General features: G+C 41.3%; 13 protein-coding genes and 2 pseudogenes. All 15 read left to right on the top strand.

What is annotated here, in order from left to right:
- Positions 1 to 236: 236 nt before the first annotated feature.
- Positions 237 to 1,025, top strand: a complete 789-nt coding sequence (locus tag C1A11_RS01595) for a sugar transferase (protein ID WP_102048683.1) — start codon at positions 237 to 239, stop codon at positions 1,023 to 1,025.
- Between the two features lie 204 nt (positions 1,026 to 1,229).
- On the top strand, positions 1,230 to 2,582 hold the full coding sequence (locus C1A11_RS01590; protein WP_102048682.1) for a sugar transferase: 1,353 nt from the start codon (positions 1,230 to 1,232) through the stop codon (positions 2,580 to 2,582).
- A gap of 69 nt (positions 2,583 to 2,651) precedes the next feature.
- Complete coding sequence (locus C1A11_RS01585) at positions 2,652 to 3,497, top strand: glycosyltransferase (protein WP_242965780.1); 846 nt, start codon at positions 2,652 to 2,654, stop codon at positions 3,495 to 3,497.
- 176 nt (positions 3,498 to 3,673) lie between these two features.
- A complete protein-coding gene (locus tag C1A11_RS01580) occupies positions 3,674 to 4,597 on the top strand; it encodes a radical SAM protein (RefSeq protein WP_102048681.1) in 924 nt (307 codons plus the stop codon).
- Positions 4,598 to 4,617: 20 nt separating this feature from the next.
- The gene (locus C1A11_RS01575; RefSeq protein ID WP_102048680.1) at positions 4,618 to 5,178 is read left to right on the top strand and encodes a hypothetical protein; all 561 of its coding nucleotides are present in this window, start codon (positions 4,618 to 4,620) and stop codon (positions 5,176 to 5,178) included.
- A 192-nt stretch (positions 5,179 to 5,370) separates the two neighbouring features.
- Complete coding sequence (locus tag C1A11_RS01570; RefSeq protein WP_102048679.1) at positions 5,371 to 6,516, top strand: radical SAM protein; 1,146 nt, start codon at positions 5,371 to 5,373, stop codon at positions 6,514 to 6,516.
- A gap of 16 nt (positions 6,517 to 6,532) precedes the next feature.
- Positions 6,533 to 7,585 (top strand): polysaccharide pyruvyl transferase family protein, encoded by a 1,053-nt coding sequence (locus C1A11_RS01565; RefSeq protein WP_102048678.1) that lies wholly within the window; start codon positions 6,533 to 6,535, stop codon positions 7,583 to 7,585.
- A complete protein-coding gene (locus C1A11_RS01560) occupies positions 7,585 to 8,442 on the top strand; it encodes a beta-1,6-N-acetylglucosaminyltransferase (RefSeq protein ID WP_102048677.1) in 858 nt (285 codons plus the stop codon). Before C1A11_RS01565 ends, C1A11_RS01560 begins: the two co-directional genes overlap by 1 nt.
- Positions 8,443 to 8,472: 30 nt before the next feature.
- The gene (locus C1A11_RS01555; protein WP_102048676.1) at positions 8,473 to 9,795 is read left to right on the top strand and encodes a glycosyltransferase family protein; all 1,323 of its coding nucleotides are present in this window, start codon (positions 8,473 to 8,475) and stop codon (positions 9,793 to 9,795) included.
- Positions 9,796 to 11,028, top strand: coding sequence for a glycosyltransferase (locus tag C1A11_RS01550; RefSeq protein WP_102048675.1), 1,233 nt, complete (start codon positions 9,796 to 9,798; stop codon positions 11,026 to 11,028). It begins immediately after the preceding gene.
- Position 11,029: 1 nt separating this feature from the next.
- The gene (locus C1A11_RS01545; RefSeq protein ID WP_102048674.1) at positions 11,030 to 12,250 is read left to right on the top strand and encodes an O-antigen ligase family protein; all 1,221 of its coding nucleotides are present in this window, start codon (positions 11,030 to 11,032) and stop codon (positions 12,248 to 12,250) included.
- Positions 12,251 to 12,266: 16 nt separating this feature from the next.
- On the top strand, positions 12,267 to 13,361 hold the full coding sequence (locus C1A11_RS01540; protein WP_102048673.1) for a glycosyltransferase WbsX family protein: 1,095 nt from the start codon (positions 12,267 to 12,269) through the stop codon (positions 13,359 to 13,361).
- Between the two features lie 22 nt (positions 13,362 to 13,383).
- Positions 13,384 to 14,838, top strand: coding sequence for a flippase (locus C1A11_RS01535; protein ID WP_102048672.1), 1,455 nt, complete (start codon positions 13,384 to 13,386; stop codon positions 14,836 to 14,838).
- Between the two features lie 5 nt (positions 14,839 to 14,843).
- Positions 14,844 to 15,898: pseudogene (locus C1A11_RS01530) on the top strand (polysaccharide biosynthesis protein).
- A 34-nt stretch (positions 15,899 to 15,932) separates the two neighbouring features.
- Positions 15,933 to 16,751, top strand: a pseudogene (locus C1A11_RS01525) (NAD-dependent epimerase/dehydratase family protein); the annotation flags it as partial.

Genomic DNA, 16,751 nt, shown 5'->3' with positions numbered 1-16,751 from the left:
TATTTCGGCATGGGCTATTTTTTGTGTTTGTGAATGATTAGAGTTTATGCAGATTAGGATTTGCGTGGGGGATTCTGAGAGATGTCGAACAAGGTTGAAGAAAACAGAACGATTACGCGAACAGCAAGCGTGATAATCACTGCCTTAATGACGGCGGCGTTTGAAGTGATATGGCTACTTTATTATAACAACATTGTGTTTCGTACGCACCGCGAGTTGAGAGCATTTTTGTCATTGTGATTTGGTTGATTCTGTACATCAAGTTTGGACAGGTTTATCGCGCTTTTAAGATTGCTTCCAACGCGATTGGCGAAACTGCTTTTTCACAATTTCTCTCCATCGGTTTTGCGGATTTGATTTTGTATGTAGCAGGCTGTCTTGTGGCAAGGCAATATATCAACGTGCTGCCTGGTGCAGGTATTGTTATTCTTCAGAGTGTTATCGGATTTTTCTGGGCAACGCGTTCAAAGCAATACTTTTTGGCTCATGTAGAACCGCGCCGTTGTCTGCTGATTTACGATGCGGATATTACCAGACACGAACAAATCAAGGGACAGGAATTTGCGAAAAAACTGGAAGCAACCTATGGTCACTTATTTGAAATTGAAGAGCGCATACCAGTATCAAACGATATTAACGAGACGTTAGTTGAGATTGCAAACTATCCTGTAATCTTCATTTATGATATGCGACTTGAAAAACGCAGCAAGATTGTGAATTACTGTGTGAATACAGGTAAGCGCTTTTATGTCACACTGACCGTCGAAGATATTGTTGCTCGCGGTTACAATGTAAAGCACTTCATTGATACGCCGCTAATGGAATATAACGGTTCATTCAAAAACGCACAAACCTATTTCGGGAAACGCGCCCTCGATATTGTTATCAGCTTGCTCATGCTGATTTTGACCTCACCCATCATGCTGATAGCCGCACTTGCAATTAAGCTGGAGGACGGCGGTGCTGGGGATATAATAGGGACAACCAAGAAATCATCGCAGTTATGCGTATTTTCGATGGCTTGAGTCCTGCTTTTCTTTTGATTTCTTCAATTTGAATGTCTAGGATGGTCAAGCGAGCGAATCTGCATGATAGTGCGTAGTTCCTGCTTGCTCCATTTTGACCCAATCAAATTGAGCTGAGAAATTGAATAGGGAGGTAAGACTTGAGCCTGTGTCGGATGCTGTTCGATACAAGCTATTTGTCGTGGGGGAGAAGGAGAAAATCAAATGACAGAGTTTAAGCACAACTTGGCTTTGCGGATTGTCAAGATAATCAATGTGTGCATGATTACATTGCCGTTCTTTTTGTGCTGGTACTGCTACTATGCAAACAGAGTGTCATCGCCTTACTACGCAAAGGGTAACATGCTGATTGTGGCGTTGTATTTCATTTTGTATATCATGATTGGCCGCGTGTATGATGCCTTCTGGATGTCGACTCAGCGCATTTCGGAGATCATTTATGCGCAGACTTTGGCAGCGGCAGTCTGCGATGGAATTATGTACATTGTGATTTGGCTGTTGTCAAAGCATCTTCCGAATATTCTGCCGGGTCTTGCTGCATTTGTGGGGCAGATTTTGTTGGCGACTGCATGGGCGCTCTTGGCAAACCATTGGTATTTCCGAACCTCCCCACCGCAACCAACGGCCATCATTTATGACGAGCGACGCGGCTTGCTAAAGCTCATCGATGAATATGGCATGGACAAAAAGTATAATGTTCAGCTTACGGCCAATGTGTCAGAATGCCTGCAAAATTTGGATATGCTTGCGCAAATGAAGGTCGTTTTCCTAAGCGGCATACATAGTCATGACCGCAATGTAATCTTAAAATACTGCATCGCAAACGATATCAATGTGTTCGTCATTCCGCGCGTGGGCGATGCGATCATGTCTGGCGCGCGTCCCATGCACATGTTCCATCTGCCCATTTTGCAGGTGGGGCGCTATATGGCACAGCCGGAATATCTGTTTACCAAACGTACAATGGATATTATCCTCTCTCTGGTTGCAATTGTCATTACCAGTCCTATTATGCTGGTTACGGCTTTAGCGATTTATGGATACGACAGAAAACCCGTGCTATACAAACAAATCCGTCTTGGAAAGGACGGAAGGCCTTTTAAAATTCTGAAGTTCCGTAGCATGCAAATTGATGCAGAAAAAGACGGCGTAGCACGTCTTAGTACTGGCGATAAGGACGACCGCATTACCCCGGTAGGAAAGTTTATCCGTAAGTGCCGCATTGATGAGTTACCTCAGCTGTTTAATATTCTTGTCGGTTCATTGTCAATCGTCGGCCCCAGACCTGAGCGCCCTGAAATCGCAGCCCAATACTGTGAGGAAATGCCTGAGTTTTCTCTCCGCTTGCAGGCGAAAGCAGGCTTGACCGGCTACGCGCAGGTGTATGGAAAATATAATACGACACCGTATGACAAACTCCAAATGGATTTGATGTACATAGCCCACCCCAGCATTATTGAGGATTTGAAAATTATGCTGGCGACAGTGAAGATTCTGTTTGTGCCGGATAGCACAGAAGGGGTAGCAGAGGGAAAGACCACGGCTATGAGTGAATAAAAATTGAAATGGGGTACAAACGGCTCAAACTTCTTCAGATTGAGGAGTACCGTTTTTTGTGGGAGGGAAATGTTAGCGCTGATGAGTATGAGTGAATACGAAGGATACTCGATTCTCATGTCCGTCTACCAAAAAGAGAAACCAGAGTATTTGAGGCAGGCAATCGAGAGCATTCAAGAGCAAACTCTGCCCACAGGTGATTTTGTGTTGGTGTGCGATGGCCCGCTGAATCCAGAGCTGGATGCCGTGATTGCAGTAAAGCAGCAGGAGATGGGCGATACCTTGAATGTCGTCCGGCTGGCGAAGAACGGAGGCCTTGGCAATGCTCTGAATGAGGGTATCAATCATTGCAAGAATGAGTTGGTCGCCCGGATGGATAGTGATGATATTGCTTATCCCAATCGCTGCGAAAAGCAGATTACTGTTTTTAACTTACATCCGGAAGTGAGCATCTGCTCCGGTGTCGTAGAGGAATTTACAACTAATCCAGAGGTTGTGGATGCGATGCGTGTTCCGCCTGAAACCAATGCGGCGATTGTGGAGTTTGCGAAGAAGCGCAATCCGTTCAATCACCCTTGTGTGATGTACAAGAAATTGGCGGTCGAGGCGGCTGGTTCCTATCAGGATTTCTATCTATTGGAGGACTATTACCTTTGGCTGCGGATGCTGCTGGCCGGATATCAAGGCTACAACATTCAAGAGCCACTGCTGCATATGAGGGCTGGTTCTGAGATGTATTTGAGACGAGCAGGTTGGAAGTATGCTAAAACACAGGCGAGACTGTTCAAGTACATGAAGGACAAGGGCTTTATTGGAAACAGCCAGTACATTAAAAGTTGCATGATTCGCAATGGGTCGGCGTTGGCTCCAAACTGGATGCGGAAGTTTGTGTTTGAGAAAGTGCTGAGGAAATGAGGAGAATAAATAATGCCCATTAAGCGATTTGTTGAGTGCTTATTGCCAGTAACTGCATGTAATTTAAAATGTAGTTATTGCTATGTGATCCAAAGAAATAATCGAAAAATGAAGCAAGCGGAGTTGAAGTACACTCCTGAGCAAATTGACCGTGCCATCTCTAAAAATCGCTGGGGGTGGTAACGTACTTTTCAATCTGCGGTGCAGGTGAAACAACTTTACAGAATGAAATTGCAGATATCACATATAGCATTTTGAAAAATGGCCATTATGTGAATATTATCACGAATGGGACAATTGAAAAAAGACTGAAGGAAATAGTTGAAAAAGCAGGGGAGTATGTTTCGCATCTTCATTTTGCCTTTTCACTTCACTATTTGGAATTAAAACGACTTGGCCTTCTAAATACTTTTTTCGACAATGTCAATATGGTTCGTGCAGCGGGTGCATCTATTATGGTGCAGATCAACCTGTGCGATGAATATATTCCGTATCTCCAAGAAATTGAAGATATATGTATTGAACGAGTAGGAGAAAAACCTCAGGTGGCAGCGACTCGCAAGGAAGAAAAAGTCTTACAGAAAATCGAGTTGCTAACAGAACATACTGAAGCTGAATATCAAAAGTATGGGGAAGAATTTGATTCTCCACAATTTCGCTTTACAATGAAGAACTTTAATGTGAAGCGAAAAGAGTTCTGCTATGCGGGAGATTGGGCTGGAAATCTTGATCTATCTAATGGGCGATTAAGACGTTGCTATAGTTCATACGTGTTTCAGGATATATTCAAGAACCCGGATGAGCCTATTCGCTTTTTAGCGATGGTAACTCATTGCGGTTCACCATTTTGCATGAATTCCAGTCACTTTATGTCGCTCGGTGTTATTCCAGAAATTGAGACTCCATCGTATGCGGAATTGCGAAACCGTGAGGAAGCGGGATGGCACACAGAGGATATGAAGGAATTCCTATCAGGGCGGTTATACGACTCCAACGAGAAGTATGCCCTGACGAAGAAACTGGAAAGTAACATTGTTGGAGTTTATGACGACCTCCTAAGATTTGGAGTTCGAACGGTAAAAGGATTTAGAAGGAGATGATTTGAGGAAAGGAAAGAATAATGGGAATAAAGAATCGGTTAGTCACAGCGGGGCATCTTGTCTTAAATGCTGTAGATACTGTTCTTATTCAAAACTTGTTCGTCCCAATGACTGTAAAGAAAGTGCATATTAGTTTTGATGATGTGCCTGAATCTTTCGTTGAAATAATTAAAAACAATTATAATTCCATTTTTGAAAACTCTTTTTTCAGTAGTCTCAAAAAATTAAATACCGATTATAATGCCAAATTTTCATTGTACTTGTTTGAAGACGAGAATCTAACGATGACACCATCCGTCATTCGAGAGATAAAAAGCTGTAAAAGCTGGCTGTCCGTGGGCTATCATGCTCGCGTGGATGGAAAAATCGAGGTTAATTCATATCGCAGATTTCAGAAATGTTTATGCGAAAGTGGCTTAATATCGAAAACTTGTCGGCTTCATGAGTTTGCCGCTGAAAATTCATTGATTTGTGCGATGAACGAATCGGGAGTCAGAGAGCTGCTGTGTGCTGATGACGGACGATTGAGTTATGGCATACCCTTCGAATTATATGCGGGGGGCACAATCAGAATGGCATGAACTACACGCTAACGGATATGCGGCTTGAAAGGTTCTGCTTTAGGAGATTATGCAGTTTAAGATATAAAGAAAGACTGATAATCTTTGCCCATGAAAAACCGTTCCAAAGGTATCGTGAGATACAAAAACTTGAGGCTGTTTTGAGACGACTGCCAAAAGATATTGAATTTGACTACTGAAAGAGGAAAGAAAATGGATAAGATCAAACGTTTTATTGATATCGCTGTACCGGTGCAGACATGCAATCTTCGGTGTCCGTATTGCTACATTGCGCAAGAGGATAAGTTCCTCGCGGCATTGCCATATTTTATGTACGATGCAAAAACTATGGGGAAAGCGCTCTCGAAAGAACGGCTTGGAGGTGTGTGCCACTTCAACCTTTGTGGCGGCGGTGAAACGCTATTGCCTCCGCAGATGACAGATGTCCTGTATGAATTGTTGGCTCAAGGACACTATCTGGCAGTCGTCACAAATGGTACTGTGACTAAACGCTTCGAGGAAATCTGTGACTTTCCAAAAGAATTTAGAAAACGTTTGCTCTTTAAATTTTCGTTCCCCTATACGGAATTGCGCCGCTTAAATAAATTTGATGCCTTTTGGGATAATGTCCATCGAATGAAGAATGCAGGATGTTCATTCTCGGTAGAGTTGACACCAAATGATGAAACCATTCCCTATATTGATGATATTAAAAAAATGTGCATAGAACAAGTGGGAGCGTTGTGCCACATTACTGTGGCACGCAAGGAAACAGATCCGGATCTTCCGATTCTTACAAGTTTGAGCCGAGAAGATTATATCAAAACATGGGGAAGCTTTGATTCTGAATTGTTCAGGTTTAAAATGTCCACATTTAATGTCAAGCGGAAAGAATTCTGCTATGCAGGGTATTGGACAGCAACACTGAATCTTGGTACGGGAATTCTCAGACAGTGCTATTGTGGAAAGTATATTCAGAATATTTTTAAGGACTTAGATAAACCCATTAAGTGGGAAGCGATTGGGACACACTGCACAGAGCCACACTGTCATAACTCTCATGTATGGCTTACATTGGGTGATATCCCTGCGTTGGACACTCCAACATACAGTTGCATGCGAAACCGCGTGTGTGATGATGGAAGTGAATGGCTCCAACCGGACATGAAAAAGTTCCTGAGCGGGAAATTACAAGATAACAATACGGTATTTACTGAAAAAGAGGAAAAGGCTGTTAATCGGAAAATGGCAGTCGAAGGTGCTGTCAATACGGTTGCGTTAGGATCTTTCCGCTGGATTAGACAGCATACACCCAAAAAGCTAAGGGTAAAGATCACTAACAAGTTGAAGAAGTACTAAATTGAAGGGAGATATTATGAGCAGAGTTTTGGATGGCTTATCGATTGATCAATATGGAAAACTCAGATTTGCAAAAGAATTCATTTTGCAAAAAAATGCTGACATTAACGCATCAGACGGAAAAATGAAGATATGGTTTTTGGATGCGCCAGCCTATGGAAATCTGGGAGACCAAGCGATCGCATACGCAATCTGCAAATTCTGTAGTAATACCTTCCCCAATGCAGAAATCTACGAATTCCAAGAAGGTAGTGTTATTCAATATCTTTCGTGGCTAAAAAGAACAATAAAGCCGGGCGATCTAATTGTCCTTCAAGGTGGCGGAAATCTGGGAAATCTATATCCGAGATACGAGTATATTCGAAGAACGATTATTAAAGCTTTTCCACAGAATAGAATTGTTGTTTTTCCACAGTCAATCTACTTTAGCAATGATAGGGATGGAAAGCATGAGATAGTTGCAGCACGAAAAAGCTATGCTGCGAATGAAAATCTGATTATATTTGCACGAGACTCTAAGTCCTTTCAAGAAATGGAAATGTTGTTTCCTGAAACGTGCATTGAGTTGTGCCCGGATATTGTCTTTTCTTTGAATGGAACTGTTTCTGCTGAAAACCGAAGTGGAATCGGGGTGTGTATGCGTGATGATAAGGAAAAGACGATAACGCCTGAACAGACAAAGAAAATCATTGAACACCTTTCAGAAAACAAGGTGAAAACAAGAAAATTTGACACAACGGTCGGTACGGAACGGCCAGTGGCAGGAGAGTACAGAGAGAGCCTTGTAATAAGCAAGTTAAAAGAGTTTGCTGAATGTGAAATTGTAATTACGGATAGACTTCACGGAATGATATTTTCCTATATTACATCTACACCATGCGTTGCCGTTTCCAATAGTACAGGGAAATCGTTGTATGCTTACAATGATTGGCTGAATGGTAGTAAAGGAATCACGTTTCTGCGAGATCCCGATGACAGTATTGTAAAGCCACAGAATGTAAAGTCATTGGATCTTGATTTCAGCAACCTGAAAAAGGCGTTGCAATCTCAAACGGAGGATGAGGCTTAATGAAAATTGCAGTTGCAATGTTATGCCATAAAAATGTGCAACAAATCAATTTGCTTCTCCGAGCAATGGAAAATGAGAATATCTCCTTTTTTATTCACGTGGATAGAAAAAGTACGATTAGCCGTGATGACATTTCGGGAAAAAACATCACAGTTATCCCGAAGGTGTGCAGTGTAGATATTCAATGGGGCGGATTTGGAATGGTCGAGGCGACGCTCCGGCTTATCGAGACAATCAGACAATCCAATCAAAAATATGATTATATCTGGCTTATGTCAGGGCAGGATTGGCCGTTGCACCCTTCGGATGAAATTATAAAATATGTGGAGCAACACAATGGAGAGGACTTTATAGAAATCCTTCCAGACAAGGAGTCGTTTGAGCGCGGCTATTGGAAGAGAAATGAGCTGTATTATCCAAACTGGATGGTATCTAATGATACCTATATTAAGGTGGTAAAGCATCTCTTTTGGTTTATGACTGGCGGAAGAAAATCCACAAATGTCTGTAAAAGAAGGACCAGGGTGGAAAAATTTTACTACGGAAGTCAATGGTGGCTTCTGTCAAAACATAGCATAGATGCTATGATGTTTTTTTTGAAAAGCAATGAATGGTATACGGACTATTTCAAGCATTCTTTGGTGCCAGATGAGAGCTTCTTTCAAACCCTCTATGGAAGAGTGATTGGAGTGAAAAAGGCAAGACCAGCGGTGTGCTATGTGAATTGGAAAGAAAATCGCAATAGTCCGGAAGTGCTTACATGCGATGATTTGGGGATTCTTGAAAAAGAAAAAGAGAGATTGCTGTTAGCGAGAAAGGTTGATTTCGATTCGGATTCGGATTTGGCTAAGTTATGATTGGAAATGAGAGGTTATAACAAGAAGGTTATGAAGGTACTTGTCATCAGTCAAACGGTATTTAGTAAAACAAGTAATATGGGGAAAACACTAACGAGCTATTTTACCGGATTTCAGCCGAATGAACTTGCTCAGCTGTATTTTCATTCGGAGAAGCCTACAAATCCAGAAATATGCCAAGATTATTATCGTTTCTCTGATGTGGACGCTTTAAAATCGATATTCTCATCAAAAAGAACGGGAACAAAAATAGAGGCCTCTGATGTTCGCGACTGTGATGAGTCTGCTCGAATTGACACAGGAATTAGTCGAAATGCGTACAAGGTTGGATCAAGGCATAAAGCGTGGATATTGCTGCTCCGCGACATTATATGGGGATTGAGCAAATGGAATAATACACAACTGCTTCAATGGGTTGACGATGTAAAGCCAGATGTGATTTTTTTTGCATCTGGAGATGGAGCCTTCTCGTATAGAATAGCGAAATGGCTTAAAGAACGGCTTAATGTTCCTATGGTTATGGTCTGCGTTGATGACTATTATATTAATAATCGAAACAAATCCGAGTTCCTGGGAAGATTTCGCCAAAAGCTCTTTTTGAAAAGTGTGAAAAAAACCGTTGCGGATGTTGACGGAATTTTTACCATTTGTGATACAATGAACGAGGCTTATACAAAGCTGTTTAGAAATAAATGCTTCACTTTACATACGTCAGCGGAATTCAAAGAACTGAAATTAAAATCAGACGCGGCTCAAGTGAGTTACATTGGAAATGTTGGCTACAACAGATATCGGCAATTGATTGATTTGGGAAAAGCAATATCAACAATACCGTTTGAAAGCACGCCGCATTGTATTGATGTTTATTCTGGATCGATTAATGAAGAGTATATTACCCCACTTAAGAATGGTGCTGGTATTGTTTTTCATGGCTCTGTATCAGCATCAGATGTTCCCAAGATTATGGAAAATAGTGTTGCTGTTATACATACAGAGACATTTGAAGAGGAAACCCAGGATTTAGTTCGCTTTTCCGTATCCACTAAAATTGCAGAATCGCTGATGTATGGACCTTGCTTGATTGCCTATGGCCCGGAAGGAATTGCTTCCATCGACTACTTAAAGGAAAATGGCGCGGCTTATGTGATTACGCGACCGGAAGATTTAAAAAGCAGTTTAGAAGAAATTTTGAGCAATGCAGAGTTGCGGCAGCAAATTGTGAAGCGTGCAAGGGCGCTTGCAAAAAGAAACCACAGCGCAGATGTCAATCCGAAAAAGGTTCGGCAATGGCTGCAAGATGCAATTGATGCAGGCCCGATAGAAAATCGAGTCAGCGCTGAAAAGGAAGATTGAATGAAGGTACTACAGATAAATAGCGTTTATGACTATGGAAGTACGGGAAAAATAGTTGCTGATATTCATAAAATGTTGCCTCAATTCGGGGTGCAAAGCGTGGTGTGCTATGGCCGCAGACAGAAATCCACGGAGCAAAATGTTTATCAGCTTTGCGACGATTTCTATTCACACATCCAGCATTTCAGGGCCAATGTAACTGGCGTAATGTATGGTGGGTGTGCGTTATCAACATATCGTTTGCTTGAAATTATCAAATCGGAAAAACCGGATGTTGTTCACTTGCAGTGTTTGAACAATTATTTCGTTAACATCTATAAACTAGTAAATTGGCTTAAAATCAATAAAATCCCTACTGTTTTGACGCTGCATGCAGAGTTTATGTATACCGGAGGATGCGGTTACTCCATTGATTGTAATCAATGGAGTAACCGCACAGGATGCGGTCACTCTATTTGTCCTCGCTATCGCTCGGAGCTTAAGTCAATGATGGGCGATAAATCAGGATATATGTGGCGAAAAATGAAAGATGCATTTGACGGGTTTGATGACAACTTAATGGTTGTGTCCGTGTCACCATGGCTGATGGAGCGCGCGAAGAAATCTCCGATTTTGGCGGAAAAACAGCACTGTGTTGTTCTGAATGGCGTAGATACAGCTGTATTCAAACCGTATGGTACACAAGAGCTTCGAAAAAAATATAGCTGCGAAAACAATAAAGTGGTGCTTCATGTAACGCCTGGATTTAGCGCTGACCCAAACCATATTAAAGGTGGCTATTATGTCATAGAGCTGGCAAAAAAGATGCCGGAGGCTATGTTTATTGTTGCAGGCGATTGTGTGGGCGATGTAAGCGTACCGGACAATGTGACTTTGCTCGGAAAAGTAACAGATCAAAAGAAACTTGCACAGCTTTATTCGATGGCCGATGTTACATTGCTGACAAGCAAGCGAGAAACATTTTCAATGGTTTGTGCCGAAAGCCTTTGTTGCGGTACGCCGGTGGTGGGGTTTAAAGCCGGGGCACCAGAGCAAATTTCCATTGAAGAATTCAGCACTTTTGTGGAATATGGAAATGTCACTCAATTACAGTACCAGTTGATGGAACTGCTGCATCGGCATTTGGATGCAAAAAAAATCGAGACATTAGCCCACGAGAGGTATGCACAAGCTACCATGGTTGAAAATTATGTGGCCAAGTATATAGAATTACTGAGAGAACACGGAGTATAAAATGACATTCAATCCTAAAAAGTGTATCGGAATTTTATATTGTGCACTAACATTATTACTACTAGCTTTTGTGAATTATGATGGGGCTACAGCTTTCTATGCGATGGTGGTTCCGTATATTGAAGGGCATGTAATAGTTATTCATTTTATTTTGGCGGCTGTATTTGCAATTGTGCTTTTTTTGAGCTGTCTAAAAGGTAGAAAGTTTATTGTTGATAGCGTTTCGGTTGGATTGATGATTAAATGTATAGTTGATGCCATCCCCTTTTTAAAAACTCAAATTGACACAATGGATTATTTTTGGCACTGGTCCTGTACAGCAGCATCTTTGATTACATATATCATAATGATAAACTGCAATATAGATTACAAAAATAGAAATGTATTCAAAAAGATGTTGCTGCTGTTTGCATATGTGCTTTGCGGACAGGTCGTTTACACTGCTTTGTTTTGTGGTTACCAGTATTTAGATATACAGTACAAGATTGCCATGGTTATTCCGTACGGAGGTTCGAATATCATTGCTACAGCGTTGGTTCCAGGAGTGCTTTTGAGCTTTTATTTTATAAATAGTAAACGAGTGAAATGGTGCTCAATAATCGTGATCTTAAGTGGCATAGTACTAACAAAATCAAGAGGCGCAATACTGTATGTCTGTTTTGCACTGTTTGTTTGCTTGTTTGTTCATAATAAACAAAATGGAAAGACGCGCATAAATAATTTGTGGTTGATTTTTGCAGTTCTGTGCCTCAGTGGCGCACTAATTTCTGATGAGGGCTTTTTGACTCTTATGCAAGGATTCGCAAAAGGAAGTAATAATATTACATTGGCAGGATGGACCAGTGGCCGCAGTACTCTTTGGGCAGAAATGCTTTCTGCTATGTTTGATACAAATTTATTATTTGGTGTGGGAATGAAGTCGTTATCTGGCCACAGTGCAGGAGCGCATAATGTTTTGATTGATATGTTTTATAAAGGTGGTTTTGTTGGAGGACTCAATTACCTTATAGTTCTGCTCACGCTAATTAGGGCGGCTTTGAAGAATATGAAAAAAGGACTGAAAAGCTTTGCTGTTATGACCTTACTCTTGATCGGAAACATGATGTTTGAAGTGAATTATTTTTCGTATAGCTGCGATGTGTTTTTCTGGTTGATTGCAGGCTTAATGATGAAAGAAAGCTATCAAATTAAATCAAGTCAAATGGAGCAAGCAGGTATCTAAAAATGAGGAGGATGGAATGAAATTTCTAGCACTATATTTGCCCCAATACCATACGTTTCCTGAAAACGACAGATGGTGGGGAAAGGGCTATACAGAGTGGAGTGCGGTTAAAGCTGCTAAACCTTTGTTTAAAAATCATATAGAACCCAAAATTCCATTGAACAATAATTATTATGATTTAAGGTGCGAGGGCTACAAAACTTGGAAATGGCAAGCGGAGTTGGCAAATCAATATGGGGTAGATGGATTTTGCATTTATCAATATTGGTTTTGCGGCAAACAATTGATGGAAAAGCCTGCTGAAATATTACTGAATAACAAAGACATCAATATACAATATTGCTTTTGTTGGGCAAATGAAACATGGACAAAAACATGGTATGGACTTCAAAATGAAGTCCTTATGGAACAAACTTATGGTGAACATGATGACTGGGTAAAGCATTTTGAGTACATGCTCCCATACTTCAAGGATAGCAGATATATCAAAATAGATAATCGACCGATGCTTTGTATATATAGAGCGCAAGATATTGAATGCATGCCACAAATGTTAGCGGTATGGAACAAATTGGCAATGAATTATGGGTTTGACGGAGTTTATCTGGTGGCAGGTCAAACAGCAAAAGGCGTTGATCAAAGAACGGAATTGTATGAAGCGTATTATAATTTTGAACCGGGATTAACACTTTCCAATCGTTGGAAAGGCCTTTCAAAAAGATTCTTTAAGCTGCGCAATCACGCTGTTAGAAAAATTAATAAAGTTTTTCATAAAGAAATTATAGAATCCATTATTGATTCAAATATGTTGCTTCCATATATAAATGGAGCGAAAGCTAAAGAAGACCTAAAAAGAAATACTTTCCTAGGTGCTTTTCCGCAATGGGATAACACCCCAAGGCGTAGTTATAAGGGGTTGACGTACACGCATACAACGCCTGATTTTTTTCGAAAGCAACTGAATCGAATACAAGAGATAGATAGTCGAAATAATTCATATGTGTTTATAAATGCGTGGAATGAATGGGGAGAAGGATGCTACTTGGAACCAGATATTGCAAACAAGTATGCTTTTCTTGAAGTAATTAAAGAATTTTCGGAAACTTTTTAATATGGAGGACAAGTTATAAGAAATGGAACAAACTGCTAGCATAAAGAAAAATTATATATTAAACACAGCAAATCAATTGATGTCAATTATTGTTCCGCTTATAACGGCACCGTATCTTGCCCGTGTTCTGACAGCAAACGGCATCGGGATTCAGAGCTATACCAATTCAATTGTGACATATTTTACGCTGTTTGCGGTTATGGGGTCGAGCTCGTTTGGACAACGAGAAATTGCTTACAGTCGAGATGACAAATATAAGATGACAAAGTCGTTTTGGAATATAATGGCTTTTCGCGGTATTACAACGATTGCTACATTGGTTGGGTATTGGCTATTCATAGATACGGCAAAACAGTATAAAATATATTTTTTGATCCTGAGTATTAATATTATTAATGTGGGTTTAGACGTAACATGGCTATTTCAAGGAATAGAAGAATTTACAAAAATAGTAACCAGAAGTGTTGCTGTACGACTTGTCCATTGTGTATGCATTTTTCTATTTATTCGTACAGAATCAGATCTTTGGTTATATCTCTTAATGACATGTGGATTTAATGCCGTTGGATACTTAATAATGTGGATTTATGTCCCAAGATATGTGGGAAAACCTACAGAGTTAAAGCCCTTTGAAAATGCAAAAGGAATTTTTTTGCTTTTCCTGCCAACAATTTCCACTCAAATTTATGTTATTCTTGACAAATCTATGATTGGGTGGATAACGCAATCAACATATCAAAATGGATGCTATGAACAGGCTGAAAAAATTGCACGAATATCGCTAACGGTAGTAACTTCAATCTCTACAGTAGTTCTTCCTCGAATTGCTAATTTATATAAAAAAGACAAAATTGAAGAAGCAAAATCTATTTTGTATCAAGGATATCGTTTTGTCTTTTTGTTGTCTATACCGATGACCCTCGGCCTTATAACTATTGCGGATATTTTTGTTCCGGTGTTTTTTGGGGAAGGCTACGAAATGGCTATTCCGCTATTAAGAATATTTGGAATGATTATGATTCCAATTAGTTTGGCACATATTACAGGTTACTCTTATTTAATACCAACAGGTCAGCAAAATGTCTATACAATTTCTGTGACGATTGCAGCTTGTGCTAATTTAGTCATTAACATAATATCAATTCCGACATTTGGTGCTATCGGTGCAGCAGTTGGATCTGTAACGGCGGAAATAACGGGAATTCTTATACAGATTATTTTTTGTTTGGCAACGAAACAACTAAATGCGAGATGTATTTTTAGAGGGGTATGGAAATACTTGTTTAGCGCCATTGTGATGGCCTTGAATATTCGTGTTGTGGCCTTATTTGCACATTGTAATATTTGGGGGCTGTTACAGATGATTGCGGTTGGAGTGATAAGCTATATTACACTAATAGTTATATTGAGAGACGAATTTTTTTGCAATAATTCAAAAAAATTTTTACTGCTTTTCTTCAAAAAGCTAAGGAGATAATAAATATGAGTGCTTTTTGTAATGCAACCCTCATGATTACCGGAGGTACCGGCTCTTTCGGCCACACCGTCCTAAAACACTTTCTCACCAGCGACATCGGTGAAATCCGCATCTTCTCCCGCGACGAGAAAAAGCAGGATGATATGCGCCATGAACTACAGGCGGATTACCCTAAATATTTCAGCAAGGTGAAATTCTACATTGGCGATGTCCGCAATATTCAAGGCCTGCGCGATGCCATGTCGGGCGTTGATTACATATTCCACGCGGCTGCTCTCAAGGAAGTTCCGAACTGCGAGTTTTTCCCGATGGAAGCTGTTCGTTCTAACATTATCGGCACAGACAATGTTATCCATGCTGCGACCGAAAACCATGTCAAAAATATCGTGTTTCTGTCTACGGATAAGGCAGCCTATCCCATCAATGCCATGGGAATTTCCAAGGCTATGATGGAACATATTGTATATGCCAACGCTCGTGTCGCCGCCGAGCGCGGCACTACCTTGTGCTGCACACGCTATGGCAACGTTATGTGCAGCCGTGGCAGCGTTATCCCGCTGTTTGTTGACCAGATTCGTGCCGGCCATGAAATCACGATCACCGACCCCAATATGACTCGTTTCCTGATGAATTTGGATGAGGCTGTCGATCTGGTTATGTTCGCATTCCAGCACGCCAACCCGGGCGATTTGTTTATCCAGAAAGCAGATGCCTCTACGATTGGCGATTTGGCGAAAGCAGTGCAACAACTGTTTGGCGACCACGGCACCCGCATCATTGGCACTCGCCACGGAGAAAAGCTGTATGAAACCCTCATGGCCCGCGAGGAGCGCCTGCGTAGCGAAGACATGGGCAAATATTACCGCGTTGCTGCCGACAGCCGCGATTTGAACTACGATAAGTTTGTGGTCAAGGGTGAAGTGCAGACCATGGCGGATGAAAGCTACACCAGCCACAACACCAACCGTTTGGATGTTGATGGCACGGTAAAAAAATATTGACTACGGAGTATGTGCAGAACGCACTAAAAGAGTTTGAAGAAGAAAAGTCAAAAAATTGATAGATACTAGACTACAGACTGTCGAGGATAAATGATGAAAAAAATTGTTTTTATTACAGGCGTGGCCGGATTCATTGGTTCCAATCTTGCAAAGCAGCTCTTAAAAACGGAGCCGAGGATGATCGTTGTTGGCCTCGACAATATGAACGCTTACTATAATGTGCGCATCAAAGAAGCGCGCCTTGCTGAGCTTGAGAAATATCCGAATTTCACCTTTATTAAAGGCAACCTTGCCGATAAAACCTTGATTTCCCAAATTTTTGAAGAATACAAGCCGCAAATTGTAGTTAATCTCGGCGCACAGGCTGGTGTGCGTTACAGCATTACCAATCCGGATGCCTACATAGAGTCGAATATGCTGGGCTTCTATAACATCCTCGAAGCCTGCCGACACAGCTATGATAACGGTGCGCCCGGTGTGCAGCATCTTGTCTATGCCTCTAGCTCCAGCGTATACGGCACCAACAAAAAAGTGCCCTATTCCACGGATGACAAGGTGGACAACCCGGTCAGCCTTTATGCCGCCACCAAGAAATCCAATGAGCTTATGGCTCATGCCTACGCCAAGCTCTACAACATCCCCTGTACAGGGCTGCGTTTCTTTACGGTGTACGGCCCGGCAGGCCGCCCCGATATGGCCTACTTCGGCTTTACCAACAAGCTGCTAAAAGGGGAGACAATACAAATCTTCAACTATGGCAACTGTAAACGCGACTTCACGTACATAGACGATATTGTGGAAGGTATCGCTCGCGTGATGAAAAAGCCACCCGAAAAGAAAAATGGCGAGGACGGTCTGCCCATTCCACCCTATGCGCTTTACAATATTGGCAACAACCACTCGGAGAATCTG

The sequence above is a fragment of the Pygmaiobacter massiliensis genome, assembly GCF_900199435.1.
GTDB lineage: Bacteria > Bacillota > Clostridia > Oscillospirales > Ruminococcaceae > Pygmaiobacter > Pygmaiobacter massiliensis.
The sequence above is the reverse complement of the archived record's forward strand: the minus strand, read 5'-3'. Positions and strand labels throughout refer to the sequence as shown.

What these genes read in the sequence shown, in the direction of transcription:
- C1A11_RS01565 (WP_102048678.1), top strand. Translation starts at nt 6,533, where the DNA reads ATGAGCAGAGTTTTGGATGGCTTATCGATTGATCAATATGGAAAACTC.
- C1A11_RS01555 (WP_102048676.1), top strand. Translation starts at nt 8,473, where the DNA reads ATGAAGGTACTTGTCATCAGTCAAACGGTATTTAGTAAAACAAGTAAT.
- C1A11_RS01590 (WP_102048682.1), top strand. Translation starts at nt 1,230, where the DNA reads ATGACAGAGTTTAAGCACAACTTGGCTTTGCGGATTGTCAAGATAATC.
- C1A11_RS01540 (WP_102048673.1), top strand. Translation starts at nt 12,267, where the DNA reads ATGAAATTTCTAGCACTATATTTGCCCCAATACCATACGTTTCCTGAA.
- C1A11_RS01575 (WP_102048680.1), top strand. Translation starts at nt 4,618, where the DNA reads ATGGGAATAAAGAATCGGTTAGTCACAGCGGGGCATCTTGTCTTAAAT.
- C1A11_RS01535 (WP_102048672.1), top strand. Translation starts at nt 13,384, where the DNA reads ATGGAACAAACTGCTAGCATAAAGAAAAATTATATATTAAACACAGCA.
- C1A11_RS01570 (WP_102048679.1), top strand. Translation starts at nt 5,371, where the DNA reads ATGGATAAGATCAAACGTTTTATTGATATCGCTGTACCGGTGCAGACA.
- C1A11_RS01585 (WP_242965780.1), top strand. Translation starts at nt 2,652, where the DNA reads ATGTTAGCGCTGATGAGTATGAGTGAATACGAAGGATACTCGATTCTC.
- C1A11_RS01560 (WP_102048677.1), top strand. Translation starts at nt 7,585, where the DNA reads ATGAAAATTGCAGTTGCAATGTTATGCCATAAAAATGTGCAACAAATC.
- C1A11_RS01545 (WP_102048674.1), top strand. Translation starts at nt 11,030, where the DNA reads ATGACATTCAATCCTAAAAAGTGTATCGGAATTTTATATTGTGCACTA.
- C1A11_RS01550 (WP_102048675.1), top strand. Translation starts at nt 9,796, where the DNA reads ATGAAGGTACTACAGATAAATAGCGTTTATGACTATGGAAGTACGGGA.